Below are 26,655 nucleotides of genomic sequence, written 5' to 3' on the forward strand. Positions count from 1 at the left end.
AAGTTCATTAACTGCGACACGTGCCGTGCAGCACTATCGCGCAGAACGCTATCGGGAGAGACGAAAATGGCGCGGGACGAGGAAATGGAGCGGCGGTTCATGTCTGCCCTGCCGGAGACGGTCGCCGTGGGTGAGAAGGCGATGATGGGCGGGCTTTGTTACATGCTGAACGGCAACATGCTGGGCGGGGTGCGGCGTGACAAGGATGGCGTCGGGCGCTTCATGTTCCGCGTTGGCAAGGAGCAAGAGGAAGAAGCGCTGGGTGAGCCGCTGACCGAGCCGATGATCCATGGCGGGCGCAAGATGGGCGGTTTCATCTTCCTGAACGAGGAAACGCGTGACGGGCCGCTGAAAACGCTCGCCCTGATGGCGCTTGACTATGTCGGGGCCCTGCCGCCGAAATAGGCGACTAAAGAGCGACAACCCCGAAATCGGAGTTCTGACATGAGTACTGACGACCAGCCGGTTGCTTTTGAGGCTTATGAAGCCCTGGCCAGCGCCTATTCGGCGATCGCCGCGACCAAGGCAGAAAACGGCCATATGGAACATCCCGCCATGCGGGCGCAGATCGGGGATGTCAGCGGACTGAAAGTTCTGGACGCCGGCTGCGGTCCGGGGTTCCTGCTGCGCTATCTGCTTGATCAGGGGGCAGGGGAGGTTGTCGGATTCGATATTAGCCCGGCGATGATCAACGAGGCCAGGAAGCGTGTCGGCGACAAAGTGGCGTTGCATGTGGCAGATATGGCCAAGCCGCTCGATTTTCTGCCGGGCAGATGTTGCGATCTCATCGTTTCATCCCTCGCCATCGACTATATCCGCGACTGGTCGGTGCCGCTGGCTGAATTCAGGAGAGTGCTGGTCAAAGGCGGACGGCTCGTCTTTTCCGTTCAGCATCCGACCGCCGCATGGGAATGGTATGGTCCGCCGACGGCCTATGGCGTTCATCTTTGCAAGGCAGTCTGGAAGGGCTTCACAGAAAACCCCGTGACCGTACCCGATCACTATCGATCCTTCGCCGAAATGATGAACCCCCTGATCGCTGCCGGGTTCAGGCTCAATCAAATAAAGGATGTGGAGCCCGCACCTGAACTGCGGGAGATCGACCCGCGCAAATACAAGAAGTTCAGCCGGGAGCCGTCCTTCATGATTATCGACGCTGAGGTCGTTTGAAGACTAATGCGGTGCGCGCTTGGCGAGAATGCGCTGCAGCGTGCGGCGATGCATGCCGAGGCGGCGGGCGGTTTCGGAGACATTGTGGTCGCACAGCTCGTAGACCCGCTGGATATGCTCCCAGCGCACGCGGTCGGCGGACATCGGGTTTTCCGGCGGCTCCGGCATCTGGCCCGGCGGGGCGAGCAGCGCCTTTTCAACGTCATCCGCATCGGCGGGCTTGGCGAGGTAATCGATGGCACCGGCCTTCACCGCGGCAACGGCGGTGGTGATGTTGCCATAGCCGGTCAGGATCACGGCGCGGCAATCCTCGCGGATATCGTGGATCAGGTTGACCAGCTCGATGCCGTCACCATCCTCCAGCCGTAAATCAACGACGGCGAAGGCGGGGGCTTCCTTGCGCAGGATCGCCTTGGCCTCTTCCACGCCCTCGGCCAGCGTCACGGCATAGCCGCGCTTTTCCATCGCCCGGCCAAGGCGCGTGCGAAAGGGCATGTCGTCATCGACGATCAACAGGCTTTTTGCCGGGTCTGTCGGGGTGTCGCTGGTCTGTGGCGTATCGTTCATGATTGGTCGTTTCTTGTTCCTGCAAACCTTATGAGCCTGATTTAGGCGAATTTTTCAGATTTGCCAGCGGCCAGTCCAGCCGCACCCATGCGCCTTTTGGCGCAGTCTCTGCGGTTTCCTCGTTGCGGCGCGGGCGATTGCCATGGCTGATCTGCGCGCCGGTACGCTCCAGCAGCGTCTTGGCGATGAAAAAGCCAAGGCCGAGGCCGTCCCGCTCCACATTGCCCTCCTGCCGACGGGCGGCGTGGCGGCGTTCTGACCCCCGGGCGAGATAGGGTTCGCCCAGCCGCGACAGCATTTCCGACGAGAAGCCCTCGCCATCGTCGAGCACATAAATGGACAGGTCGCGTTCGGTCCAGCGGGCTTCGACCGTGACGGAGCCTTGCGCGTATTTCACTGCATTCTCGATGATGTTGCGCAAGCCGTAGATCAGCTCCGGCCGGCGCTTCAGCCCGTCAATGTCGGGCAGGTCCGGGTCGGGTCCGCGCAGGGAAAGGTCTATTTGTACCCCGCCGAACTCGGTGAAGGGTGCCGCCGCCTCTTCGATCAGGGCGCGCAGGGACATGTTGTCGTGGCGGGCATCACCGGCTGCGGCATCGTCTGAAAGGCGGGTCAGGATATCGCGGCAGCGGCGGGCTTGCGCGACGACCAGCATCGCGTCTTCCTTCAGCTCGTGATCTTCAAGCTCTGCCGCCATCTCCTTGGCCGTCAGCTGGATCGTGGCCAGCGGCGTGCCCAGCTCATGGGCGGCGGCCGCGGCGAGCCCACCAAGGGCGGAGACCTGTTCTTCGCGCGCCAGCACCATCTGCGTCGCGGCAAGGGCATTGGTCATCTTCGAATGTTCCGACGCAACCTGGCGGGCATAGATGGCAAGAAAGACAAGCGCGATCACGAGGGAGATCCAGACGCCGATCGCGTAAAGCCGGGGCAGCACCACCTCCGTCCCCTCCCGCCAGGGTAGGTCGAGATGGAACAGGGCAAGCAGGCTCATCAGGACAAAGGCAAGGCCGAGCAGGCTCCATGCAAACTTGCGCGGCAGCACGCTCGCGGCAATCGTCGCCGGCGCGAGGATCAGCACCGCGAACGGGTTCGACAGGCCACCGGTGAGGAACAGAACGGTCGCCAGCTGGACAAGGTCGAAGGCAAGATGGCCCGCCGCTTCCAACGGGCTCAGCGTCGCCCCGCTCTCGGTGCGCAACACGGTGAACAGGTTCAGCCACAGACTGGCGGCGATGGCGGCGAGGCACCACCCGAGCGGCAGGTGGAAGCCGAGGAAGAAATAGACGATCAGGATCGTCACCATCTGCCCGGCCGCGCCCATCCAGCGCAAATTCGTCAGCGTGCGCAGGCGCAGGTAACGACCCATATAGCTGACTGGCTGTGGTGGTGGCGTGATCGCCATGGCGCTCCCATTACTCCTGCTTGCTGCGGCAAATGGGCCGCGCGGGTGGTCAATTTATGCCCGTCATCTTACGACGGGGCTATACCGGCCCTACATAGAGCAGAAATTGTCAACGAGGATAATCGGATATGTTGCCACCCCGTCCCGTGAAGACCAGCAAGCTGGGCTTTCTTGCCGCCACCGTCGTCATGCTTGCCGGGATCGGCGGCTGTTCGCAGGAAGACCCGCTGAGCAATCCGGGCGTCATAGAGCTGTCCGAGGCATTCGAGGGCGAATTCGAGCTGGTTGACCATAATGGCGAGCCAGCCAGCGATGACCGGTTCGAAGGCAAACCCGTCTTTGCCTATTACGGCTTTGCCAGCTGCCCGGATGTATGCCCCGCGGCGCTATCGGTGATGTCCGCCAGCCTCGATGCCATGGGCGGTGATGCGGACAAGGTCCAGCCATTGTTTATCACCGTCGATCCGGAGCGCGACACCCCGGAGGTGCTGAAGGCCCATCTCGCTTTCGATGACCGCATTCTGGGCCTGACCGGCACGCCGGAAGCCGCAGAAGAGGCCCGCAAAAGCATGAAAGTCTATGCAGCGAAGGTGGAACTGGAAGACTCGGCCATGGGCTATACCATGAACCACCAGGACCTGTTCTATGTGCTGGACGACGAAGGCACGCCCGTACTGGCGCTGGAGACCTCCATGACCCCCAAGGATATTGCATCTGTTTTAAAATTGTGGATATCATGAACCATTGTGCGGTGCACAATGTTCTTTATGATAGCGGTATCTGAATAATATAACGATACCTTGGATTTTAAGGAATTTCATTATAGGCTCCGTCTCCCGGTCGGAATTATCGGCTGGAACGGATTTGTGAGGGTTCATGCTCTATACTGCCTACGAACTTGGCCATACGGCGCTGACACCCTTCCGCGCAGCCGCCGAGATTAGCGCCCAATTCTGGAAATCGCCGTTCAACCCGGCCAGCAATAACTGGATCGGCCGAACCGCCGCTGCATCCCTCGACCTGTTCGAGAGTGTCACGCGCCGCTATGGCAAGCCGGAATGGGGTTTTGACTCCGTCGAGATCAATGGCGTCGACGTGCCGGTGACGATCGAAGTTGTCCGTCGCAAGGCCTTCGGCAATCTCATCCATTTCCGCCGCGATGAAGCAGCGCTGGCCAAGGCTAACAAGGCTGACGAAGCGCCGGTCCAGCCGCGAGTGATGATCGTCGCGCCGATGTCCGGCCACTATGCGACGCTGCTGCGCGGCACGGTGCTGCAGATGATGCTGGAGCATGATGTCTATATCACCGACTGGGCCGATGCGCGCAACGTGCCGCTGGCCGCCGGGCGGTTCGACCTCAACGATTTCATCGATTACCTGATCGACTTCATGGCCGTTGTCGGGCCGAAGGCGCACACCATGGCTGTCTGCCAGCCGGGCCCGCCGCTTCTCGCTGCGATCTCTCACATGAGTGCCCATGACGATCCGAACCTGCCATCGACCATGACCTTCATGGGCTCCCCCATCGATGCACGCAAATCGCCGACGGTGACGAACCTGCTGGCCGAGGAACAGCCCTTCGAATGGTTCGAGTCGAACATGATCCAGACAGTGCCTGCGCCCTATGCGGGCTTCCTGCGCCGCGTCTATCCGGGTTTTTTGCAGCTGATGTCGTTCATGTCGATGAACTCCGAACGCCATGTCGATGCGCACTACAAATATTTCGAGAACCTGGTGAAGGGCGATGGCGAGAGCACGTCCAAGCACGAGACGTTCTATGACGAGTATCTGTCCGTATGCGACATGACGGAAGAGTTCTACCTGCAGACGATCCGCGACGTGTTCCAGGAATACCGCCTGCCGACAGGCCTCTTGAAGCATCACGGCGAGACCGTGCGTCCTGAGCTGATCACCGATGTCGCGCTGATGACGGTCGAGGGTGAGCTCGACGACATTTCCGGCATCGGCCAGACACAGGCTGCCCATGATCTGTGTACGGGCATTCCGGCGGATGACAAGATCGACTATGTCCAGCCGGGCGTCGGCCATTACGGCGTCTTCAACGGCTCCAAATGGCGCGAACAGATCCAGCCGAAACTCGCCGGCTTCATCAAGGCGCATTACGACGAGGCGGCAGAGAAAGAATTTCTCGACAGCAGGGCGAGCGCGGCCATCGCGGCGGAATGAATCTCCCCTGTTCAGGGGATGCAGGCTAACGATTTATCTGTTTGCGTGCGGATGGTTTTGACGTATCCTTTCCCAAAACGGGAGAGAAAAAATGCGGCGTAAAATCTGTACCTTCTTGCCATTGGCGACAACAAAACTTCTGGCGGCAGGGGCGGTCATGCTTGTGTCGGGTGCCGGCCCCGCCAATGCACAGGGTTTTTTCACACCCGATACCTGCAAGGCGACCTTCGAGAAAAACGGATGGACGATAACCGCGTGGCGTGACCACTGGCAGGCCGATGCGATCCGCGAGGTTGCCCTGCCAAAGGGACTCAAGACCCTCAAGGGAAAGAGCAAGATGAATGTCATCTTTTCCTTCAGATATGATTCCGATGATTTTGGTGACCCTTGGCTGCAGACCGTCAATGTAATCGTGCCCCAGTTGAAAAGAGGTAAGGAGACCATCGACTGGTCGGAATCGCAAGGTGAAGCAAAGGGGTTTCGATATACCGCGCTCTTCGGTGCGGAGGTCACCTATGACGGAGAATATGACTATCTCTCCCCTTACGTACCGATTTATAGCGGCAGCCCGGACAGTGCGACCTTTTCACTTCTGGGCACGGTAGAGCGGTCGGAGATGAACAGGGTATTCAGCAATGCGGAAGATGGCGGCAATGTGCGGTTCGTGATCGCCGATAGCGAGACCCTGCGCGAGTCCGTCCGTGGTTACGACCGCTATGGCGCTAATCAGGAGGATTACGAGAAACACAGCATGATAGTCGTCGAGGACCTTGTCGCCGCAACGGCTTATGTGAAACCGGATATGAAGGCAAAATCAGCCGGGCTTACCTGCGGCTAGGCGTCATTCTCTTTACGCAACAACGGGCCGCAGCCTTACAGGCTGAACATGAAGGCCTGCCCTTCGACCCGCGCCGCCATCGCAGCGGAGTGATTTCGATCTATTCAGGATTTTCCAGGAGTAAAAGTATCTTCGGCCTGATGGCGAAAGCGCCGACATAGGGCATGCCGAAGCAGAAAAAATAGAAAACCTGTCTGGCAACGTTGTTTGGCGAGGCGGTTTCTCGCGCATTCAGAACACATGCTGCGGTGATGGCCAAGCCAAAGAAGCTTCCAGAAGCAATGACATCCACGAAGAGCTTGATCAGGTCTGCCGTATGCTGATCTACAACTACTGGCGAGATGATTGCTGTCAGTATCCCCATCGCAAAGATCGCCAGGAATACTGAGTTGATTAATCGTGTTCTGAGCTTCACCGAGAAATAATCAATAAAGACGAATGGATAGCACCAGATCGGGAAAAGAATCAGGTGTTAAATCAGGTCGCGTTCCAGTCCTCGTGACTCCGGATAGGACAATTCTACCAGTCCGGCAAAAAGGCTTGCGATTATTGCGTAACCTAAAATCCACATAGGGTGAAGCAGAAGTAATTGCCTCTCCAGGTTGCGCACTCTCCAAAATCCTTTTCGGTAAAAGCTCTTGTGAAAGATGATCGGACTATTTTGCCGGGTCAACAAGGGTAATAGATGGGTGCTTCATTGATCTCAGATAGCCAGGGCCACCACCCATATGAGGGTGTAAGCGTTCACTCATCTGTATACGATGCTTTCTGTCTGCATATATCCATGATACTTTCCCTGCGGGAGAGATATGATGGATATTTTCAGGACTGCCCTTTCAAGTGCCATAGGGCTTCTTTGCCTGTCTGCGTGCGCAGCGTCGCCTTACGGATATGACTATCGTCAGGCGCAACGCATCGAATGTGCCGCGACGGCGGGCTCGGTCATTGCCGCCAATAACATGGCCGATGACTTCGAGAGGGCCGCAGGCCGGGACATTGATGCCTATGAAGATTTCGACCGGGAGACACTCTGGACGTCACTGGCCGTTGCAGGCGTGAGCGCAATCCTGTCAGGGCGGGTGCCTGACGGGGACGATGCTTGCGCCGGGATAAACAGTGCGGGCGATCTGGTCTACAGCCGGTATTGAGGTCTTAAAGACGCAATAATCAATTCCCTTCCATGCAGGTGGCAAAGCCGCTGTCACAGGCTATCTTGTTGATAAGACAACAGGAAAGATTTGGCTAATGACCCGCACCATCGCCCGCCAGCATCCGTCCTATCGCGACGATATCGCGGACCTCGTCACCCGCCGCCCGCTGCCGGGCCAGAAGGTCTCGCAGGTCGACCCGTTCCTGTTCCTGAACCATCACGGGCCGCAGACCTATCGCCCGGGCAATAACGGCCTGCCCTTCGGCCCGCATCCCCATCGCGGGTTCGAGACGGTGACATTCATCCTCGACGGCTCGCTCGCCCATCACGATACGGGCGGCCATGAAAGCATCATCGAGGCTGGCGGCGTGCAGTGGATGACGGCGGGCTCGGGCCTTGTCCATGCTGAACTGTCGCCCGCCGCCTTCAAGCGCGAGGGCGGGGACATGGAAATCCTGCAGCTCTGGGTCAATTTGCCGTCGAAGCTGAAGATGACCGAGCCGCGCTATACCGGCGTGCAGGCCGATGGCATCCCCAAGATTCAGGTCGCCGATGGCGAGGGTACGCTGCATCTCGTCTCGGGCGAGTTTGGCGACCAGAGTGGCCCGGTCGACTCGCTTACCGACGTCTTCATGTCATGGGTCGAGTTGAAGGAGGGCGCGAGCATCACCCTGCCAGCCCCGGCGGCACGCAACATCTTCTTCTATCTGGTCTCCGGTGCGGCGGAGGTTGCGGGCACCGAGATCAAGGAATGGTATCTCGTCGAATTCAACGGCGATGGGGACGATGTGACGCTGACGGCCAAGAGCGATTGCCGTTTCCTGTTCGGTCATGCCGACCCGATCGGCGAGCCGGTCGTCGCCCACGGGCCCTTCGTGATGAACACCCATCAGGAGATCAACGAGGCGATCCGTGACTATCAGGCCGGCAAGTTCGACCGCCAGCCGATGAACCTCTGATCCTTTCGCTTCCTTCACCTGCCGCCTTGTTGCGACTTCTGGCCGGGCCGTCTATGTCTGTCTGACCAGAGGAAACCAAGAGCCATGTCCGACAAATCCCCGCAACAGGCATCCCAGAAAGCTCCATTGAAAAAAGGTGACAGGCTCTACCTGATCGACGGGTCTGCCTATATTTTCCGTGCCTATCACGCCCTGCCGCCGCTGACCCGCAAGTCCGATGGCGCGCCCGTCGGCGCCGTCTCCGGCTTCTGCAACATGCTGTGGAAGCTGCTCGCCGACGTGAATGACGATGCGGTGAAAGAGATGGGCACGCCAACCCATTTCGCGGTGATCTTCGATCATTCCTCCGAGACGTTTCGCAACGAGATGTATACTGAGTACAAGGCCAATCGCGACGAGCCGCCTGATGACCTGAAGCCGCAATTCGCGATGATCCGCGATGCGGTGCGCGCCTTCGGCCTGCCCTGTATCGAGCTGCAGGGCTATGAGGCAGACGACCTGATCTGCACCTATGCACGGCAGGCGGAGCAGCTTGAGGCGGAGACGATTATCATCTCCTCCGACAAGGACCTGATGCAGCTGATCAGTGAGCATACGATCATGTATGACACGATGAAGTCTCGCCGCATCGGTGTCGACGAGGTGATCGAGAAATTTGGTGTCGGGCCGGAAAAGATGATCGACATGCAGGCGCTGATCGGCGATTCCGTCGACAACGTGCCAGGCGTGCCCGGCATCGGACCGAAGACGGCGGCGCAATTGCTGGAGGAATTCGGCACGCTGGAAAACCTGCTGGAGAATGCAGAGGCGATCAAGCAGAACAAGCGCCGCGAAAGTCTGATCGAGCATGCAGACAATGCAAGGCTGTCGAAGAAACTCGTCACGCTGGAATGCAATGTGCCTATCGAGGCTGAGATCGACGACTTCGTCGTTACGCCCTTCGACCATGCGCGGCTGATCGAATTCCTCGAGGAGATGGAATTCACCACACTGACGAAACGGGTGCGTACAAAGGCGGATCAGGCCGGCGCGGATGTGCCTGAACCGTCCGCGCCCGCTGCGGCCCCTGCGCCGGACACAAAGCCCATCGACCGGGATGCCTACGAGACCGTCTTCTCGCCTGAACGCCTGCGCGAATGGATGGCCCGTACTCGCGAACGCGGCCATCTCGCCGTTGATACCGAAACGACCGGCCTTGACTGCATGACGGCAAGGCTCGTCGGGGTGTGTCTGTCGACCGGGCCCGGGGAAGCCTGTTACGTGCCGCTGACCCATGGCGGCGAAGGGCTGGCCTTCGATGACGAAGATGTTGGCAAGCAGATGAAGCTGGAGGATGCACTGGCGATCCTCAAGCCGGTGCTGGAAGATGCCAGTGTGCTGAAGATCGGCCAGAACTTCAAATATGACATGCTGCTCTTGTCGCGCTATGGCATCGATGTCGCGCCCATCGATGACACGATGCTGATCTCCTATGCGCTTGATTGCGGGATCAACGGCCACGGCATGGACGAGCTGGCCGACAAGCATCTTGGTCACACCTGTATCAAGTTCACCGACATTGCCGGGACTGGCAAGAAGCAGAAGACGTTCGACCAGCTGGTCATCAAGGAAGCTGCGCCATACGCCGCCGAAGATGCCGATGTCACCTTCCGCCTGTGGCAGGCGCTGAAGCCGCGTCTCGTCAGTGAGCGGATGGCAACGCTGTATGCAACGCTGGAGCGACCGATGCCTGCCGTAATTTCCGCAATGGAGCGCGAAGGTGTGAAGGTCGATTGCGATGTTCTCTCGCGCCTGTCGTCAGAGTTCAACCAGCGCATGGGTGCGCACGAGGCGGCGGCACGCGAACTGGCAGGGGAGGACTTCAACCTCGGCAGCCCAAAACAGATTTCCGATATCCTGTTCGGCCAGATGGGCCTGCCCGGCGGCAAGAAGACCAAGACCGGCGCGTGGTCGACCAGCGCCGATGTGCTCGATGATCTCGCCGCGCAGGGCTATGAGATCGCCCGCGAAATCGTCAACTGGCGGCAGCTTTCAAAGCTCGTCGGCACGTATACGGATGCTTTGCAAAAGGACCTTAACAAGGATACCGGCCGGGTCCACACCAGCTATTCGCTGGCCTCGACCACCACGGGGCGTCTTTCCTCCAACGATCCGAACCTGCAGAACATCCCGATACGGACGGAAGATGGTCGCAAGATCCGCACGGCGTTCATCGCCGAGGAGGGCAATGTGCTTGTCTCCGCCGACTACAGCCAGATCGAGCTGCGGCTACTTGCTCATATCGCTGACATCACCTCGCTGAAGCAGGCCTTCTCCGACGGTGTCGACATTCATGCCATGACAGCATCTGAAATGTTCGGCGTTCCGATCGCGGGGATGGACCCGATGGTCCGGCGCAAGGCCAAGGCGATCAATTTCGGGATCATCTATGGCATCTCCGCTTTCGGGCTTGCCAACCAGCTCGGTATTCCGCGCGGTGAAGCCAAGGATTATATCGACGCCTATTTCGAAAAATTCCCCGGTATCCGTCAGTATATGGACGACACCAAGAAGACGGCCATGACCCATGGCTATGTCGAGACCGTGTTCGGGCGCAAGACGCACACGCCGAACATCAAGGCGAAGATTCCGGCGCAGAGGTCCTATGCCGAACGCCAGGCGATCAATGCCCCGATCCAGGGCTCTGCCGCCGACATCATCCGCCGCGCCATGATCCGTATGCCGTATGCGCTGGCGCGTTCAAAGCTGTCGGCAAGAATGCTGCTGCAAGTCCACGATGAACTGATCTTTGAATGTCCGGCGGACCAGGCCAATGACACGCGTGAACTGGTAAAGCAGGTTATGGAGACGGCGTGCGATCCGGTCCTGAAGATCAGCGTCCCGCTGGTGGTCGAAACCGGCGCCGGGCTGAACTGGGACGAGGCGCACTAACCTCGCTACCTATTCCGGCGTACTCGTGTTCTCGCTGAGCAGGATACGGATCGTCTCATAGGCGAGGCCGCGCTGGTTGTAGATATTGTTCATGTCGACGCCACCGACATTGCTGACGAGGTTGAACGTATAGCCGTCCTGTGGGCGCACGATGTTGGCATTGTGGATCGCGCCGATATGGCCCTGCCGCTCCACGGTCATCAGCCACTCGCCTTCGCCCGTCGAATAGGGGAATACCCAGTGCCCGGCGCCAGCATAGCCGATGGCACCATCGCCGCGCAGCCACTCATCGCGGATCGAATCGAAGAGCGGCGCCTCGATGATCGCATTGTTCCATATCGCCATGTCGCGCGGGGTCGAAAGACCGCCACCGGCAGCGGTGACATAGAGCGGATAGTCCTCCCGCTCATAGGTCTCGCCGTCGCGCACATAACCGACCATCATGCCGTCGGGTCGTATAGCGGCAGCGACCATGCCGGACGCCGTCATGCCAAGGGGCTCATGCAGTTCCTCAGCCAGCAGTTCGGCGAAGGGCTTGCCGGTCACCTGCTCAAGCACGGCCTGTAACACCATCGTGTCGGTATTCTTGTAATAAAACTCCGTACCCGGGTCATCGGACTGCGGCAGGGAGCATACGAAAGCGGCAAAGGGCGCGGCGGGACCATATAGAATACCGGTGTCGGTAATCGCCCGGTTGAACTCGTCATCCCGTACGAGGCCACTGGTATGGGACATCAGCTGGCGCAGTGTCGCGCTGCCCTGAGGCAGGGGGCAGGTCTCGCCCAGATACTGGTTTGCCGTGTTGTCGAGATCGATGACGCCCCTCTGGGCAAGCAGGAACACAACAGCGCTTGTCCACTGCTTGGTCACCGATGCAATCGGGAAAGGCACGTCGATGCCATGCTCCAGCCCTGCTTCGATGTCGGCAAAGCCATAGCCTTTGGCGAACATCAATTCGCCATGATGCGTAACGATGACATGGCCCATAAAGCCGTTTTCTTCCATGGCGCGGGTGAAGACGGCGTCCAGTTGCTCCGCTTTGGTAGCGCCCTGAATATCGGCAGCCGCACGCGCCTGCTGCTCACCGACGATACGGCCTTCATCGGGTACCTTGTCTTCCGTGCAGGCAGAAAAGCCGAAGCAGAGTGTCCCCACGATTAGCAGGCAACGACGCAGTGACATGAAACTCTCCTTGGCTCGACTGATTGTCAGCTTAGGCCGCCTGAAGCGATATCGGCAAGGCGTTTGAGAATAACGGGGCGGGCGCGGGCGAGGCCCTTGTAGGCAGCTTGCGCCTCTGTCATCGCGTTCAGCTGATCATGCATCCCCTGAGCCAGTGCTGCGGCGTTACGGTGATGGGCGAGGGCGCCCAGCGGGTCGAGGCCGATCTTGATCGTGAACACAATAAGCCCGGTTTGCGGCAGGCGGCGCACGGTCTGACGTTCTGTCCGTATGCTGAGGTGGTCGAGCGGATCGCCGCCGGTATCGAGCCATGCATCATGGCTGTGTGGTTGCGGGCGATGCAGGGCGTTGCCTTCATCAAGCGACCAGTTCATGCGCCAGAGTATCTGGTTGTCCGGCAGGCGCGTGAAGAGCCGGTTCACGCGTGGTGCGAGGTCGCCCTTGTAATCCGGAACCGGTCCGTGCACGGCCTCCAGTGGTTTGCCGATCTTGTCGGCCAGTCGCCAGGAAGACGGGAAGCCCAGGCAGGCGGCTGCAAGTTCGTGAGTGCCGTCATCGCGCGGACGGATCAGACAAAAATCCTCCTGCACCAGCCGCCCGGCAAGGGCGAGGGGTGCGTCGGCGAAGTCAGCGACGGTGTAGGTGACGCCCATCGGCTTGATGGTGATGATGTCGCCATCGCTTTCATAGAGATGGGGAAAGGTGTGGGGCAGGTGCTTCCTCAGCAGGTCGAGCAGTTCGGATTCCGCCGTGTGCATCCCGTCGGTCGTTCGATAGACGGCCGCGGGACGCTGCGTCAGCAAGCGATCTTTTTGCAGCAGGTGATCGGTCATGTGATCATCCTGCTCGATCCAGTCTTCCTCCGCACACGGCGCCAGACCCATGGTAAAGGGCAGGGCAGTGCCGTCATAGGGCGTGTGGCGGAAGGCGGTCATCCAGTATCTCTAACACATGCGCGATGGTGCACTTAAGAGTTTTCCGCCAAGTGCCTGCAAGGCAGACTTTGCCTTACAGGCATGTCTGCCAATTGTTCCATCCCCTTCAAAAAAGCCCGCACAATGGCGGGCTTTCCGACAAGTCATTTCAGATCGACTATCCCGTCGACTATCCCCATGGCCCGCGCTGTGTCTGCGGGGCTTCCTCGCTATAGGCCGGTGTCTGTCCCATGGAGCGGGCGAGCTCGACCAGCCGGTCGATGCGGTTCTGCGTGCCCGGGTGGGTGGAGAACAGATTGTCCGCGCCCTTGCCCGAAAGCGGGTTCATGATCATCATCTGGCCTGAAGCCGGAAAACGCTCCGCCGTCGGATTGGGAATGCGGGCAACGCCGTTGGAAATCTTGGCTAGCGCCGAGGCGAGCCACAGCGGCTGGCCGCAAATCTCCGCGCCGATGCGGTCCGCCTCATATTCGCGCGTGCGGCTGATCGCCATCTGCACCAGGCCGGCGGCCAGCGGCGCAAAGATCATGATCGCGATAGAGCCGATCAGGCCGCCCCGGTCGCGCCCGCCGCCAAAGAACAGTGCGAAATTGGCAAGCATGGAGATCGCACCGGCCAGCGTCGCGGTGACTGTCATGGTCAGCGTGTCGCGGTTTCTCACATGGGCCAGCTCATGCGCCATCACGCCGGCGATCTCCTCGTCACTGAGCATGGCGAGCAGGCCGGTCGTCGCGGCGACGGCGGCGTTGTCCGGGTTGCGGCCCGTGGCGAATGCGTTCGGCTGGTCGTTCTCGATTATATAGATTTTCGGCTGCGGCATACCCGCCCTATGGGCAAGCTCAGACGTCATCTCGGCATAGCGCAGTATGCGACCTGTCGCCGTCTCCGGGTCTATCCGGCGGGCATTGTACATTTTCAGCACGATCTTGTCGGCGTTCCAATAGCTGAACACGTTCATGCCAGCGGCGATGACAAGGGCGATGAGCATGCCCGCCTTGCCGCCCAGCAAGAGGCCTATGACGCCAAATAACGCCGTCATGGCAGCAATCAGGATGCCGGTGCGCAATACCGAACTCATGGCTTTCCACTCCATTGGTTGAGACCTATATGAGATAGGGAAAGCCCACGGCATTACAAGGATATGAGGCCTGAACCATGACCGGAGCCAAGGATGAAAACCCGGCCCTGACAGGGGAAGACGAGACAGAAATGCCGGTGCCGACGACCGAGGATGGTATCCCGCTGATCGTCAATGGTGTCGAATTGAACGAAACCCAGATCGCTGCGCTGCGCGAGGCGCGTGACCGGCGTGCGGCAATGGATGCAAGGGCAGACTTGCCTAGGGAAGTCGATGGCCCAGACAGGGCCGAGGCGACCCGCTATGGCGACTGGGAAAAGGCCGGCCGCGCCATCGACTTCAGCTGAGTGTTGCAGCTTTGGACATAAAAAAAGCGGCCCGTCCCGGGGCCGCTTTTTTGTACTCCTTATTTGTCAGCCTACCATTTCAGGCCGACCCCGGCGCGCAGGATCAGCGCTTCGGTCGTGTCCCCGAATGTGCCCGACACGCCGAGATGCAGCTTGGCATACTCGTTCTCATAGGCGACATCGGCACCGACGATAGCGGCCCCTTCTTCCGGGTCGGTGAACAGCGTGAATTCGTCACCACCTGAAAGATAGCGGTAATCCGCCGTCAGAGGGTCGTCATTCAGCTCCTGCGACCAGGCGAGGGTGAATTGAGGGTGGATCGTGCCCGGAATGCCGGTGTCATAGATCGACGGGCGCATCTCGAAGACCTTGCCGACGCGCAGGCCGACATTGGCCCGCAGGCTCTCATAGGTGCGCTCTTCGACCGCGAGGTTCACGCCATTGCCGCCACCTGTTTCTTCATAGGCGTCTTCGGTGATGCTGACGAAGTCAGCGCTGACGAAGGGCTCTGTCGTCAGGCCCAGCACCTCGGCCGAGTAGCGCACACGCGCGCTCGCGGCGATCTGTGAGCCATCCCATTCGCCAAAGGCCGTGCGATCGACGCTGCCAATGGAGATGTTGCGTTCGGACTCGCTCTTGGTGATCGCGTATTCGGCCCTTGTATCGAGCTGGACGGGACCGGTAGAGAAGGCTGCATAGGCACCAAAACCATAAGTCAGGCGTTCGAACGGGAAGTCGCCGCCTTTCTTCTCGTCATATTTGGCCGAAGAAATGCTCAGCGACAGGCCCACGGCATCGACATAATTGTCGAGACCGGCGTCGACACCGGCAGCGAGCGAGAAGCCGCCGCCGTCAAAGCCGTTGGAAACGTCGTCGGATTCACGGTTGAGGAAATAGGTCTCTTCCTGGATCCAGAACGTACGCGGATAGGCACCAGCGTTTCGCGCAAGGTCGAGGCGCTGGGTCACGATCGAGGTGACAGAATTGTTCTGTGCACGGGCATAAGCCAGCGGTGCGTCCAGCGGACCGGCCAGCAACTGGCTCAGCGCATCGCGGAAATCGGCTTCCTGGGTGAAGTTCAGGACCAGCGGGCCGAGATTGTCATCGGTCGCCAGTGCTTCCAGCGTCGGGACATAGGCGGGTGCAAGACCTTCCTGCAGGCCCAGCTCCTGTGCCGTGCGGCGCTGTACGTTCAGGATCAGGCTTTCCGTACCGGCTGTCGCATCAGTTGTCGTATCGAATGTGATGTTGAACAGGTAAGGTGTGTTGCCTTCGGCATCACCGATGACCAGCTGCGTCGGGTCCACGTTCAGGATGTCGGCAATAATGATTTCTGCGGTAACTGTCTCGACCGCGCCGCCGATGAAGACCGGCTGGATCGTTGCGCCGTCTTCCAGAGTTGCCGTATCGCTGACGATGAAGCTGGTCGCGCCGGCACCGTTCTCGCTGATACCGATACCAAGCGTCGATGCAGAGCCGATGAACAGGTTGCTGATGCTGGTGTCTTCCGCACCCGTCTCATAGAATGTCGAGCCGCCGGAAACCGTGATGTCCAGCATGCCGTCGGAATCCGTCACGTCACCGCTGAAGAAGCCGCCGCCGAGGATGTTCATCACATCCATGCCGCCGCCGAATTCGACATTCCCGACAAAGTTGGCATCGTCCAGATCGAAAAGGTCCGCACCCATGCCGAAATCGATATCGCCAAACATGTGGGCTGACTGGGAGAAGCTGGCGGTGTCATCGCCACCCTGGAAGAAGATATCCCCCTGGGTCACGCCCGACTCTGCCAGATAGCTGTTGTTGCCGGTGCCGAACAGCACGTTGCCGCGAACCTGCCCGAAATTGGCGCGATTGCCTGTATCCTCGTCAAAGGTGTCCGACACTGTGTTGCGGATGGTGACGCCGGTCGTGTTCGCCGACACGTCGATGGCGATGGCTTCGCCTGTCGGGTCTTCGCCATCGTCGTCGGCAAAGTCTATGACAGTGGCGAAGATGCCGCCGGTGTTGTATATTTCCGTCAGTGTACCGCTTTCATCGTTGATGCCGATGGCATTGCCATTGTCAGCGGTGACGGCGGATTCGATCCGCAGGTCGTTGCGCAGGCTGGGCACTGTTGCGTCAGCGTCGATAAGCAGCGCCGTGGCATTGACCGTGCCGAGTGTCGCATCGTCGGCATTGGAGACTGCCTGGATCGTGCCCGCGTTGCGCAGCGTGTCGAGCGTGATATTGCCGAGATGCAGGGCCGTTGCATTGCCGTTATAGGATGAAGCGCGGATGGTACCGTCATTGCGCACGCCGCCGAAGATGGTCGCATCCTCGATCCGCGCACCGGTCGAATTCACCTGGGAGTAAAGCCCGCGAGCGGTGATGTTGCCGCGGTTGACGAAGCCCCAGGAGCCGTAGCCGGCCCCGAAATCAGACGTATCAAGCTCACCGAGCACGGCGCCGCCATGAATCCACAGCGCCGGGGCGCTGCCATCGACGAGAACGCTTGCCGTCGCCGGTGCTGTATAATCCGTGGGACGGTCGGCAACTGGCACGGGGCCCTGGATCAGGAAGCCGCCATCAACATTGCCGGAAAGATCAATTGCAGACCCGCCCTGGAGCGCGGCCTGTTCTTCATTGTTATTGTCGGGATCGGCCTCGGAATCGACCGTGCTGTCGAAATAGCCGGTCACTGTGATGCTGCCAGCATGCAGCAGCCTGCCTTCGATATCGCCCTCGATCAGGTAACCGGTGGCGCCCGTGCCGCCGACAAAGCTGATGCTGGACGAGCTGATCGTCACATCGCCGGTCACGGTGTCGCGGATCGCCAGGCCGACGGCATTCTCGCCGCCGACGGTAAAGTCACCGGCAATGGACAGGTTGCCGTCAAGGCCACCGGCGAGGTCCATGCCGACCGAATTGTCGCCATAGAGCCTGATGGCACCTGTGGAGCTGAAGCTGATATCGCCGGTATGCGTGCCGCCTGCCTGCAGCAGAACGCCGTAGCGGTCGTCTGCATAGTCGGTAACTTCCTCGTCCGCGTTGGCATCTTCCTGCGCTTCCGTGCGCTCCATCAGGATGCGGCCGCCAATGATGATGTCGCCAGTATTGCCGGGCTCGATCAAAACGCCGATCGCGTCATCCACATGGCCGAGGACAAGGTCGCCCTGCAGGGTAAAGTCATTGTCGGAGTTAACGGTTACGGCGGTGCCGCCATTGTCGAGGGTGATCGAGCCGTCGGTATCGATGGTCACATCGGCAGGATTGCCATTGCTTGCGGTCGCAGTTTCCACCGGCGTCGTGCGATCATCGTCGATCGTGACTTCCTGTGCCTGTGCGCCCATAGCAAAGAGAGGCAGGCTGGTGGCGACGCCTGCAAGAAGGATCGCCCGCAAGGTACGCTTGCTCGGAAGACCGGTCGGCTGAGTGATACCCGTTACCATAATAACTCCGTTTGTTTCCTCGCGCCGGGAAAGCTCTGACACAGGAACACCGCGGCCTGCGGGCGGCGATGATCGGTGCTGTCAGGTTTCCGGACGCTCCTGTCCTTTTCAGAAGGTTAATGTCTCGCCCAACACGGGGCGTTTTGCAACCCAAATAGCCTGAGGACAGGGGGAAGTTACGGATCGCTAATCCGGTCGAGGGTGTGCTGAAACCGGCTTACTGCGCCGGTTTCACGCGGATCACCTTGCCGTCGGAACCGTCCGTCAGCACGTAGAGATAGCCGTCCGGGCCGGTGCGCACGTCACGGATGCGCTCGCCCAGTTCCGTGAACAGTTCCTGCTGGTTCCCGAAGCTGCCATCCTCGCCCATGTCGATGCGGCGGACATGCTCATGGGCCAGCGCGCCGATGAACAGGTCGCCATCCCATTCGGGAAACTTGTCGCCACGATACATGGTGAAGCCCGAGGGGGCGATCGACGGCAGGAAATACATGACCGGCTGCTCCATGCCGTCCATTTCCTTGAACGGGGAGATCGTGGCACCGGAATAGTCGATGCCATAGGTGATGACCGGCCAGCCGTAGTGATTGCCCGGCTCGATGATGTTGATCTCGTCGCCGCCTTTCGGCCCGTGCTCATGCTCATAGACCGTGTCCGAGGCGGGATCATAGATCAGCCCCTGCGGGTTGCGGTGGCCATAGGACCAGATTTCCGGCTTGGCATCGTCCTGTCCGACGAACGGATTATCCTGTGGCACCGAGCCATCGAGATTGAGGCGGATGATCTTGCCGAAATGGTTGTCCAGCTTGGGGGCCCGCTGCATCTGGGTATAGCCTTCGCCGATGGTCAGCAGCAGCGTATCGTCCGGCAGGAAGGCGATGCGGCCGCCATAATGGGCGCTGCCTGCTTTCAGCGGATCGGCGGTGAACAGCACCTCATAGTCTTCCAGCATGCCACCGGTTTCGGTCGGCACGAAGGTCGCCATGGCAAGGCGCGTGCCGTTGGCATCTTCATCGCCATGGGCATAGACGAGGTAGATCTTGCTGTTCTCCTCGAAATCCGGGTGCAGGGCGACTTCGAGGAAACCGGCCTGGCTGTTGAAGTGCACAGGCGCCATGCCCTCGACCGGGTCCGGCAGCAGTTCATCGTCGCGGAAGACACGCAGCGCGCCGGATTTCTCGACCACCAGCATGTCGCCGTCAAACCCGCCCTCATCCGGCAGGAAGGCGATGGAATAGGCAGTATTGAGACCCTCGGCGAGGACCTCCAGTTCGTAATTGACCGGGGCCGCCGGGATATTGTCCTCGATCAGCGTGGATTGGGCATTCGCGGTGCCGAGCGCCAGACCGGAAGACAGGCCGAAGAGGAGGGCGGTGGCAGAGATGGCGGTCAGAAAGCGCATGGTGGATCCCCTTGATCATATTCCGGTGATGATGTCGTAGCGGACCCACCCTAGAGGCTGGCGGGGCGTGGCACAATATTCTATGAATTCGATAAGTGTTCCTGTCGGCCTTGCTGACGCGTTTGTGACGGAAGGGGTGTCATGCGGTTTTTCGGAAATATCTTTGCCTGGGTGCTGGCGTCTGCCATTGCCTATGCGTTTGCGAGCATCTTCCAGACCCAGATGGTGCTGGCCCAGCTTGCCGACCTCGGTGCCACCATCACCTTCGATACGCGGCTGGAGACGACGCTAAGCGACCTTGCCGGGCTGTGGCTCTACAGCATCGTCATCGCGACCGGGTTCGCCATCGGCTTTTTCGTCGCCTCACTGGTCAAGGCGCTGCTGCCGTTCCTCTCGCCCATTGCCTATATCGTTGCGGGTGTCGCGTCGCTGGCGCTGGCGCTGTTCCTGATGGAGGTTTTCGTGCCGGGCAATGAAATCCCGATTTCCTCTGCCCAGAGAACGACCGGCTATATCTTACAGCTTGTCGCGGCGGGTATCGGCGGGCTTGTCTTTGAGCTTGCCCGTCCAAAGCGGGATTAGGGACAGCCGGGTCATGGTGCTCGAAATCTTCAAGCGCCTTATCCAAGGGGGTGTCGTCGCGATTCCCGTCTGTCTCTTGGCTATGGTGATCGTAGTGCTATACGGCGGATTGCACATTCCCGTGCCGACATGTCAGATCATTGTCGTATGCAGCGCGACGGCTGCCGGCTTCATCGTCGGGGCAGTCTTCCCGGCGGTCGCCCGTGCAATCGGGTTTCTCTTCAGCCATTGGTATTGACCCTTGGGCGTCTAGTTTTCCAGCCGCAGCGCAATCGTCAGCGTGCGACCTTCATCGGGGAAATAGCGGTAATTGCCGAAGGCGTAATCGGCGCGGGTGGCGTATTCCTCATCGAGGATATTGCGCACCGTGCCGCGCAATGTGAAGAAGCCGAACTGTTTCTGCGCCCGCAGATGAAAGATATCGTGGCCTTCATACTTGGTGGTGTTGGCAGCATCGAGATAATACTCCCCGACATGGACCCATTCCAGTTCCGAGGAGACGCCGGACAGGATGTCCGGTTGCCATGACAGCCGTGCGCCGCCGATCGTGCCCGGTGCGGTGTCGACCTCGTCGCCTTTCGAGATCGCCTCGCTGACCTGGCTCGTCACCGGCCGGTCGAAGCGATAGGTATGCTCCGCGATAGTCCCATTGGCCGACAGGCTCAGCGTCTCGGACAGACGCGCCGTCACTTCCGCCTCTATGCCGACATGCCTCGTCTTGCCGTCGGCGACGTTGAAGCCGTCGGCATCGCGGAAATAGTAATTGTCCTTGTCCATCCAGAAGGCGATGGCGGTGGCGCTGATGCGCTCGCCCAGCTGGCCGCGCCAGCCTGCCTCGATGCTGTCGATGGTTTCTTCCTTGGCGAGGCCAACGGTTTCGTTCGACTGCAGACGATAGAGATCGCTTGTCTGCGGCGGGCGGGCCCCGCGCGAATAGGATGCCCAGAGGAGGTTATCGTCACCCCGGCGCTGCAGGGTGAATTTCGGACTGACGGTCAGGAACTCGTCGGTCCGGTCGGCTGGTCGCAAATTGCGTCCGAACAGGCCGTCCTCGGTGTTGTTGGTATAGGCATAACGCGTCCAGTCGGCCCGCGCCGCAGCGATCAGGGACAGGCGTTCGGTCAGCGCCGTCTCTGCCTGCGCGAAGGGCGACAGGCTGACCGCCGTCACGTCATAGTCGTAATGCACGCCCTGCCGGTAGGAGAAGATGTCCGGCGCTTCCTGCACCTCTGTCAGCCAGCCTTCGGTGTACTCCGCATCGAGACCCCAGGTGAGGGTGAAGCGTTCTCCGGGATTGGCATAGAAGGCGCTCTGTGCGCCGAGCGACCAGTGGGAGTTTTCTTCCAGCGATTGCGATGGCAGGAAGTGCTGCTTGAAGTCCATGTCGCTCCAGCGGGCATAGGGCGTGATCGAGACCATGCCGTCATCGGTGTCGCGCTCGAACGTGCTCTGCAGGCGGATGGACTTGACGTCGCGGAAGGCTTCCGGGTTCGGGTTGATCCGCGCTGCCTCACGATCCTTGTAGATGTCCTCACCCTCGATATAGCCCGCCGTTTCCTGGTTGAGGTTGTTCACCGTCAGGATCGTGTCGCGCCGCCATGGCCCGGTCTCATCGACCTGTCGCAGCACCAGCTCCTGCTGGTCGACGCCGGAATCGGTGCGATAGCCGAAATCATCATGGACGGCGAGGCCGATGAAGAAACCCTTGCCCCGGGTCATGCGGGAAACCCCGGTCTCGCCCTTGCGGTGATATTCCGACAGGGAGACTTCGGCAAACTGTCCGTTGGCGGACGGGTGCGGCGACAGGACGTTGATTACACCATGGATCGCATTGGCGCCATAGAACGCCCCTGATGGTCCGCGGATCACCTCTATCCTGTCGGCCAGCATCGTATTGGTCTGAAACAGACCGTTCACATTGGCAAAGCCGGGCGCATAGATCGGCACGCCGTTTTCGAGGTAGAGGAAGGAGCCGGCGCCCGCACCGCCGGTCAGCACCGGCGAGCGGATCGCGGTCAGGCTCTCCTGCCCCGAATTGCGGTCGATCATCACACCCGGCACGCGGGCGAGAATTTCAGACGGGTGATCGGCATCGATGCGGTCGATGTCGTTGAAAGTGGAAATGGCGGCGGGGGTTTCTTCCAGCAGGGTGCCTCTGCGCTCGGTCGTGATGACGATGATCTCGTCATCGCCGGGCTGGTTCTCCTGCGCGGCCACGGACATGCCGGGCACGGCAAACGCAGCGAGGGCGGTCGATAACAGGAGGGCCCTAATACTCAATCTTTTCCCATTTCGAGCGGCTGCTGAAACTCGCCGACCTGATTGTCTCGCCATCGCCATTACCACTATCCGTTTCGATGTTCAGGCGAGAGTTCCACTGTTCGCCCAGTTCACTGAGCAAGGTAGAGCGGAACCACAGCGCGTCGACCTCCGCCGGCAAGAGCAGCTCCTGATAGACAAAGAAATAATCACCGGCCATCTCCGCGCCAAGAATGCCGGCCTTGAGCGGCTGGCCCTGCAGACCGTCCTCGCCCGGCCGGGCGATCTCGAAATGCTCTGCCACATAAAGCGCGAACCGCGCCTGGTGTTCGAGGTCGGTCGGGTCCGGCTGGCCGATATCAGGGTCGGCCAGCAGGATGCGGATCACGTCATGTGTATGGAAGCGGTGGGTGATACCGAGCGTGCCATCGTCGAGCGGCGCGATGGTCGTCTCCGTCGTCGGCTGGCGATGCGCCGCCGCCGGGCCGGTGAGCCCAGCAATGGCAATCAGTACAAGGAAGAATCCTGAAACAATGCGCATGGATCAGTTCCCCGTCGGCTGCAATGGCACGGCGTTGCCCTCGCTTTCAGTCTGGGCGGCATCCTTGTCCTGCCCCTTCAGTTCAACCAGCATGTCGGCCATCATGTTGCTGTGCGAGCGGTTGGACTTGTACAGCTCGATCCGCGACGAGGAGATCGTCGCCGGGAACGCATTGTTTGAGCGGTCGGCATCGGCAATCTCGTGGTTCTTGTCGAGCACTATGGACGTGATCTGCCTGTCGGACAGCATCAACTTGGTGACGTTGGAGGCATCGCGGCGCCAGATCTCCGCCGGAATCTTCATGTATTCCTCGCTGCCATCGGCATAGGTGATCGTCAGCGGGATCGGCATGACGAGGCCGCCAATATTGGCGAAGTCCATGAAGTACACATAGGTGCCGTCGGCGAGTGCCCGGTCGAGCGCGTCAACCTCCCAGTCTACCAGTCCTTCGCGGAAGGACTGGTAGGTATTGCGGTCCTTGTTCGTCACCGTGAAGCGGTCGTTCTCGTTATAGAAATCGCGCAGGCGCGGATTGCGCTCGACATAGGTCTCCATGCCTTCCTCGCGGTTGCGGCGCTGGATCAGCGGTTCAGGCTCGTTCTCGCCAGCCTCGATCCGGTCGAGCGCGAATTCCACTTCCGGCTCCTGCGACGAGATCTGATATTCGCGTACTGACTTTATCGCGATATCCACGTGATCGGTGGAGTAGTACCAGCCACGCCAGAACCAGTCGAGATCGACGCCGGAGGCTTCTTCCATGGTGCGGAAGAAGTCGTAAGGCGTAGGCCGCTTGAATTTCCAGCGCTGGGAGTATTCACGAAGGGCGAAGTCGAACAGCTCGCGGCCCATCACCGTCTCGCGCATCACGATCAGCGCCGCCGTCGGCTTGGAATAGGCATTGGGGCCGAGGTTCAGCACCGAGTCCGACTGGGTCATGATCGGCACCTGGTCCTCTGAGGTCATGTAGCCGGTGATGTAGTCGAGCACATTGGTGTTGTCGCCATAGGCCGGGTAGTTCTCTTCCCACTCGATCGCGGCGACATAGTCGAGGAAAGAGTTCAGCCCCTCATCCATCCATGTCCACTGGCGTTCGTCGGAATTGACAACCATCGGGAAGTAGATATGGCCGATCTCGTGGATGATCACGCCGATCAGGCCATATTTCGTGCGGCGGGAATAGGTGATCTCGCCGGACTTTTCATCCTTGGTCGGACGATATCCGTTGAAGGTGATCATCGGATATTCCATGCCGCCCGATTCCCACGCATTGACCGATTGCGCAGTCGGGTAGGGATAGGGGAAGGAGAAGCGGGAATAGACTTCCATCGTGTGGATGACGGCGTCGGTAGAATACATCGACCAGATCGGCTCTGCCTCGTTCGGATAGAACGACATCGCCATCACGTCCGGCCCGCCCTCCTGGGTATAGCCTTGCGCGTCCCAGATATACTTGTTGGAGGAGGCGAAAGAGAAGTCGCGTACATTGTCGGCGGAGAAGCGCCAGGTCTTGGTGTCGCTTGCTTCCTCGGCTTCGTTCGCCTTTGCTTCTTCCGGCGTCACGATGAAGACCGGGATGTCCGCCGTGCGCGCTTCTTCCAGCCGGTCGCGCTGGGTCGCTGTCAGCACCTGACCCGGATTTTGCAGCACGCCGGTCGCCGAGACGATATGGTCCGACGGTACGGTGATTGAGACATCGAAATCGCCGAATTCCAGCGGGAACTCGCCGCGGCCGAGGAAGTTCTTCGTGTGCCAGCCTTCATAGTCGGAGAAGACGGCGACACGCGGATACCACTGCGCCAGCGCATATTGATAGGTATCCGTCTCTTCGAAATGCTCATAGCCGCCGCGCCCGCCGACGATCGTTTCCTGGATGATCTCGTGCTGCCATTCGATGGTAAACTCGGTCGACTGGCCGGGCGCGAGAGGCCGGGGCAGGTCGACGCGCATATGGGTGTCGACGATGCTGTAGTCGAGATCGCTGCCGTTTCGGGCGGTAATCGACTGGATCTTGAAACCGAAATCTCTGTCCGACAGCGCCTGCTGGCGGGCGAGCGCCGAGAAGGACAGGGTGTCGCCATCGCCCGACGGGTCCCAGCGCTGGCCGGCAGTCGACGAGGTTTCGCTCTCCCGGGCGACCGAGCCATCGGTGAAACGGTTCTGGTCCATCTGCACCCAGATCCATTTCAGCGCGTGCGGCGAGTTGTTGGTGTAGGTAATCTCTTCCTCGCCAAGGATGCGCTTGTTTTCCGTGTCCAGCGTCACGTCGATCACGTAGTCGACCTTCTGCTGCCAGTATTGCGGCCCCGGCTCGCCGGTCGCTGCGCGATAGACGTTCGGCGTCGGCATCAGGTCGTCTTCAAGCTGGCGGAATTTCTTCGCCCCGTCGCCAATCTCGGCATTGGCCGGAGCAATCAGGCTCCCCGCAGCGATGATGAAGGGAAGGGCGAAGACGGCACGAAGCGATGAAAACATCAGCACTCTCTATACTGGACTGGCTTGATAAAACTGGACAATTACCGCGAGACCCTAGGGGCAGAAACTGCCACGGGCAAGCCGGTGTGCTGCAGTGCCGCAATTGTGTGACCCGAAAGCCGCGTTTGAAAAGGCGGGAGAACGAAATAATTCCGGTCGTGGTCCTTCATTGACCGCCTGAGCAATCCAATATAGCGCCTTGTCGGGGTGCGTGGTGTCCCCGGCCATTATTCCAGGAACCCCATGATCAGTTTCATCCTTATTGCCGTCGGCCTCGTTCTTTTGATTTTCGGCGGTGATGCGCTGGTGCGCGGTTCCGTCGCCATCGCTCGGCGGGCTGGTATGTCGCCCATGCTGATCGGCCTGACACTGGTCGGCTTCGGCACGTCGCTGCCCGAACTGCTGACCTCGCTCAACGCCGCGTTCGCCGGGTCGCCCGGCATCGCCATCGGCAATGTGGTCGGCTCCAACATCGCCAATGTGCTGCTGATCGTCGGCTGTGCCGCGCTGATCTTTCCGCTGGCGACGGATTTGCGGGCGCTCAAGCGCGATGGCAGCGTCATGATCTTGGCGACCCTCATGGTGCTCGCTTTGTTCTTCACCGGCGAGATCGGGCGGATTGCCGGGCTCGTGCTCGTCATCGGCTTGTTTGCCTTCATGTTTCTTGCGTGGAAGACGGATGAAAGCGCCGCCTCGCTGGAGGAGGAAATTCCCGCTGCCCCTGAAGGCTATCTCAAGGCCAGCCTGTTCTTCCTTGCCGGGCTCATTGGCATCCTGACCGGCGCAAACATGCTGGTGCGTGGTGCCATCGAGATCGCCTCCGACATGGGGGTCGACGAAACCATCATCGGCCTGACCATCGTCGCCATCGGCACCTCCCTGCCGGAGCTTGTTACCTCGGTCACCGCGGCGCTGAAAAAGGAAGCCGACATCGCCATCGGCAACGTCATCGGATCGAACATCTTCAACCTGCTGGCGATCCTCGGCATCACCGCGATGGTCCATCCGCTGGCCGTGCCGCCGATGATCCTGCAGGCCGATGGCTGGATCATGCTCGGAGTGTCGCTGGCGCTGATCCTGTTTGCCTGGACCGGCCGCAAGATAGAGCGCTGGGAAGGCGCGGTCTTCGTCCTCGGTTATGCCGCCTTCACCGGCTTCCTGTTCGTGCGCTGAGAAGTGCTCATGTTGACAACAGTGCATTCTGCACGGTATTCCGCAGACA

At 60.0% G+C, this 26,655-nt stretch carries 23 protein-coding genes; 12 read left to right on the plus strand and 11 right to left on the minus strand.

The features are described 5' to 3' along the window. Nucleotides 1-66: 66 nt before the first annotated feature. Together FF098_RS10250 and FF098_RS10255 are read left to right on the plus strand one after the other, a co-directional pair. Nucleotides 67-405, plus strand: coding sequence for a TfoX/Sxy family protein (locus FF098_RS10250; protein WP_155140159.1), 339 nt, complete (start codon nt 67-69; stop codon nt 403-405). Between the two features lie 39 nt (nt 406-444). Then, nucleotides 445-1,170: a class I SAM-dependent methyltransferase gene (locus FF098_RS10255; RefSeq protein ID WP_155140161.1), complete on the plus strand. Its 726-nt coding sequence runs from the start codon at nt 445-447 to the stop codon at nt 1,168-1,170. 3 nt (nt 1,171-1,173) lie between these two features. Here FF098_RS10255 and FF098_RS10260 read toward each other — a convergent pair whose 3' ends face one another. Then, nucleotides 1,174-1,737, minus strand: a complete 564-nt coding sequence (locus FF098_RS10260) for an ActR/PrrA/RegA family redox response regulator transcription factor (RefSeq protein WP_155140163.1) — start codon at nt 1,735-1,737, stop codon at nt 1,174-1,176. Between the two features lie 28 nt (nt 1,738-1,765). Then, nucleotides 1,766-3,139, minus strand: a complete 1,374-nt coding sequence (locus FF098_RS10265) for an ActS/PrrB/RegB family redox-sensitive histidine kinase (protein ID WP_155140165.1) — start codon at nt 3,137-3,139, stop codon at nt 1,766-1,768. Nucleotides 3,140-3,267: 128 nt separating this feature from the next. Here FF098_RS10265 and FF098_RS10270 point away from each other — a divergent pair, with 128 nt between their 5' ends. The 3 genes from FF098_RS10270 to FF098_RS10280 all read left to right on the plus strand — a co-directional run bounded on the left by FF098_RS10270 (nt 3,268) and on the right by FF098_RS10280 (nt 6,164). Then, the gene (locus FF098_RS10270) at nt 3,268-3,879 is read left to right on the plus strand and encodes an SCO family protein (RefSeq protein ID WP_155140167.1); all 612 of its coding nucleotides are present in this window, start codon (nt 3,268-3,270) and stop codon (nt 3,877-3,879) included. A 136-nt stretch (nt 3,880-4,015) separates the two neighbouring features. Continuing rightward, nucleotides 4,016-5,326: a polyhydroxyalkanoate depolymerase gene (locus FF098_RS10275; protein WP_155140169.1), complete on the plus strand. Its 1,311-nt coding sequence runs from the start codon at nt 4,016-4,018 to the stop codon at nt 5,324-5,326. A gap of 91 nt (nt 5,327-5,417) precedes the next feature. Continuing rightward, nucleotides 5,418-6,164, plus strand: a complete 747-nt coding sequence (locus FF098_RS10280; RefSeq protein WP_155140171.1) for a hypothetical protein — start codon at nt 5,418-5,420, stop codon at nt 6,162-6,164. Between the two features lie 100 nt (nt 6,165-6,264). Here FF098_RS10280 and FF098_RS10285 read toward each other — a convergent pair whose 3' ends face one another. Beyond that, complete coding sequence (locus FF098_RS10285) at nt 6,265-6,579, minus strand: hypothetical protein (RefSeq protein ID WP_155140173.1); 315 nt, start codon at nt 6,577-6,579, stop codon at nt 6,265-6,267. A gap of 394 nt (nt 6,580-6,973) precedes the next feature. On the opposite strand from FF098_RS10285, the gene FF098_RS10290 reads away from it, so the two are divergent. The 3 genes from FF098_RS10290 (at nt 6,974) to polA (ending at nt 11,204) form a co-directional block, all read left to right on the plus strand. After that, on the plus strand, nt 6,974-7,312 hold the full coding sequence (locus FF098_RS10290) for a hypothetical protein (RefSeq protein ID WP_155140175.1): 339 nt from the start codon (nt 6,974-6,976) through the stop codon (nt 7,310-7,312). Nucleotides 7,313-7,409: 97 nt separating this feature from the next. Further along, nucleotides 7,410-8,273: a pirin family protein gene (locus FF098_RS10295; RefSeq protein WP_155140177.1), complete on the plus strand. Its 864-nt coding sequence runs from the start codon at nt 7,410-7,412 to the stop codon at nt 8,271-8,273. Nucleotides 8,274-8,357: 84 nt separating this feature from the next. After that, a complete protein-coding gene (polA, locus tag FF098_RS10300) occupies nt 8,358-11,204 on the plus strand; it encodes a DNA polymerase I (protein WP_155140179.1) in 2,847 nt (948 codons plus the stop codon). A gap of 9 nt (nt 11,205-11,213) precedes the next feature. Here polA and FF098_RS10305 read toward each other — a convergent pair whose 3' ends face one another. From FF098_RS10305 to htpX, 3 genes are all read right to left on the minus strand, one after another. Further along, nucleotides 11,214-12,386: a serine hydrolase domain-containing protein gene (locus FF098_RS10305; RefSeq protein ID WP_155140181.1), complete on the minus strand. Its 1,173-nt coding sequence runs from the start codon at nt 12,384-12,386 to the stop codon at nt 11,214-11,216. A gap of 26 nt (nt 12,387-12,412) precedes the next feature. Further along, nucleotides 12,413-13,321, minus strand: a complete 909-nt coding sequence (locus FF098_RS10310; protein ID WP_155140183.1) for a heme-dependent oxidative N-demethylase family protein — start codon at nt 13,319-13,321, stop codon at nt 12,413-12,415. A 169-nt stretch (nt 13,322-13,490) separates the two neighbouring features. Then, nucleotides 13,491-14,399, minus strand: a complete 909-nt coding sequence (gene htpX, locus FF098_RS10315) for a zinc metalloprotease HtpX (protein WP_155140185.1) — start codon at nt 14,397-14,399, stop codon at nt 13,491-13,493. A gap of 77 nt (nt 14,400-14,476) precedes the next feature. On the opposite strand from htpX, the gene FF098_RS10320 reads away from it, so the two are divergent. Next, nucleotides 14,477-14,746 carry a DUF1674 domain-containing protein gene (locus FF098_RS10320; RefSeq protein WP_205967467.1) on the plus strand — a complete coding sequence of 90 codons (270 nt, stop codon included), beginning with the start codon at nt 14,477-14,479 and terminating at the stop codon, nt 14,744-14,746. Nucleotides 14,747-14,817: 71 nt separating this feature from the next. Here the strand turns inward: FF098_RS10320 and FF098_RS10325 are convergent, their stop codons facing one another. Both FF098_RS10325 and FF098_RS10330 read right to left on the minus strand, forming a co-directional pair. Beyond that, nucleotides 14,818-18,177 (minus strand): autotransporter family protein, encoded by a 3,360-nt coding sequence (locus tag FF098_RS10325; RefSeq protein WP_155140187.1) that lies wholly within the window; start codon nt 18,175-18,177, stop codon nt 14,818-14,820. 217 nt (nt 18,178-18,394) lie between these two features. Continuing rightward, a complete protein-coding gene (locus tag FF098_RS10330; RefSeq protein ID WP_155140189.1) occupies nt 18,395-19,579 on the minus strand; it encodes a PQQ-dependent sugar dehydrogenase in 1,185 nt (394 codons plus the stop codon). A gap of 141 nt (nt 19,580-19,720) precedes the next feature. On the opposite strand from FF098_RS10330, the gene FF098_RS10335 reads away from it, so the two are divergent. Together FF098_RS10335 and FF098_RS10340 are read left to right on the plus strand one after the other, a co-directional pair. After that, nucleotides 19,721-20,161, plus strand: coding sequence for a hypothetical protein (locus FF098_RS10335; RefSeq protein WP_155140192.1), 441 nt, complete (start codon nt 19,721-19,723; stop codon nt 20,159-20,161). Between the two features lie 13 nt (nt 20,162-20,174). Then, on the plus strand, nt 20,175-20,399 hold the full coding sequence (locus FF098_RS10340; protein ID WP_155140194.1) for a hypothetical protein: 225 nt from the start codon (nt 20,175-20,177) through the stop codon (nt 20,397-20,399). 11 nt (nt 20,400-20,410) lie between these two features. Here FF098_RS10340 and FF098_RS10345 read toward each other — a convergent pair whose 3' ends face one another. The 3 genes from FF098_RS10345 to FF098_RS10355 are packed head-to-tail and all read right to left on the minus strand — an operon-like array spanning nt 20,411 to nt 25,433. Continuing rightward, complete coding sequence (locus FF098_RS10345; protein WP_166426473.1) at nt 20,411-22,441, minus strand: TonB-dependent receptor; 2,031 nt, start codon at nt 22,439-22,441, stop codon at nt 20,411-20,413. Then, entirely contained in the window at nt 22,431-22,961 is a 531-nt protein-coding gene (locus FF098_RS10350) for a DUF6702 family protein (RefSeq protein WP_155140198.1), read from the minus strand. Before FF098_RS10350 ends, FF098_RS10345 begins: the two co-directional genes overlap by 11 nt. Nucleotides 22,962-22,964: 3 nt before the next feature. Next, nucleotides 22,965-25,433: a M1 family metallopeptidase gene (locus FF098_RS10355; RefSeq protein WP_155140200.1), complete on the minus strand. Its 2,469-nt coding sequence runs from the start codon at nt 25,431-25,433 to the stop codon at nt 22,965-22,967. Between the two features lie 243 nt (nt 25,434-25,676). On the opposite strand from FF098_RS10355, the gene FF098_RS10360 reads away from it, so the two are divergent. Continuing rightward, nucleotides 25,677-26,606 carry a calcium/sodium antiporter gene (locus FF098_RS10360; protein WP_155140202.1) on the plus strand — a complete coding sequence of 310 codons (930 nt, stop codon included), beginning with the start codon at nt 25,677-25,679 and terminating at the stop codon, nt 26,604-26,606. Nucleotides 26,607-26,655 lie beyond the last annotated feature (49 nt).

It is taken from the genome of Aquisalinus luteolus (assembly GCF_009712425.2).
GTDB classification, from domain to species: Bacteria; Pseudomonadota; Alphaproteobacteria; order Caulobacterales; family Parvularculaceae; genus Aquisalinus; species Aquisalinus luteolus.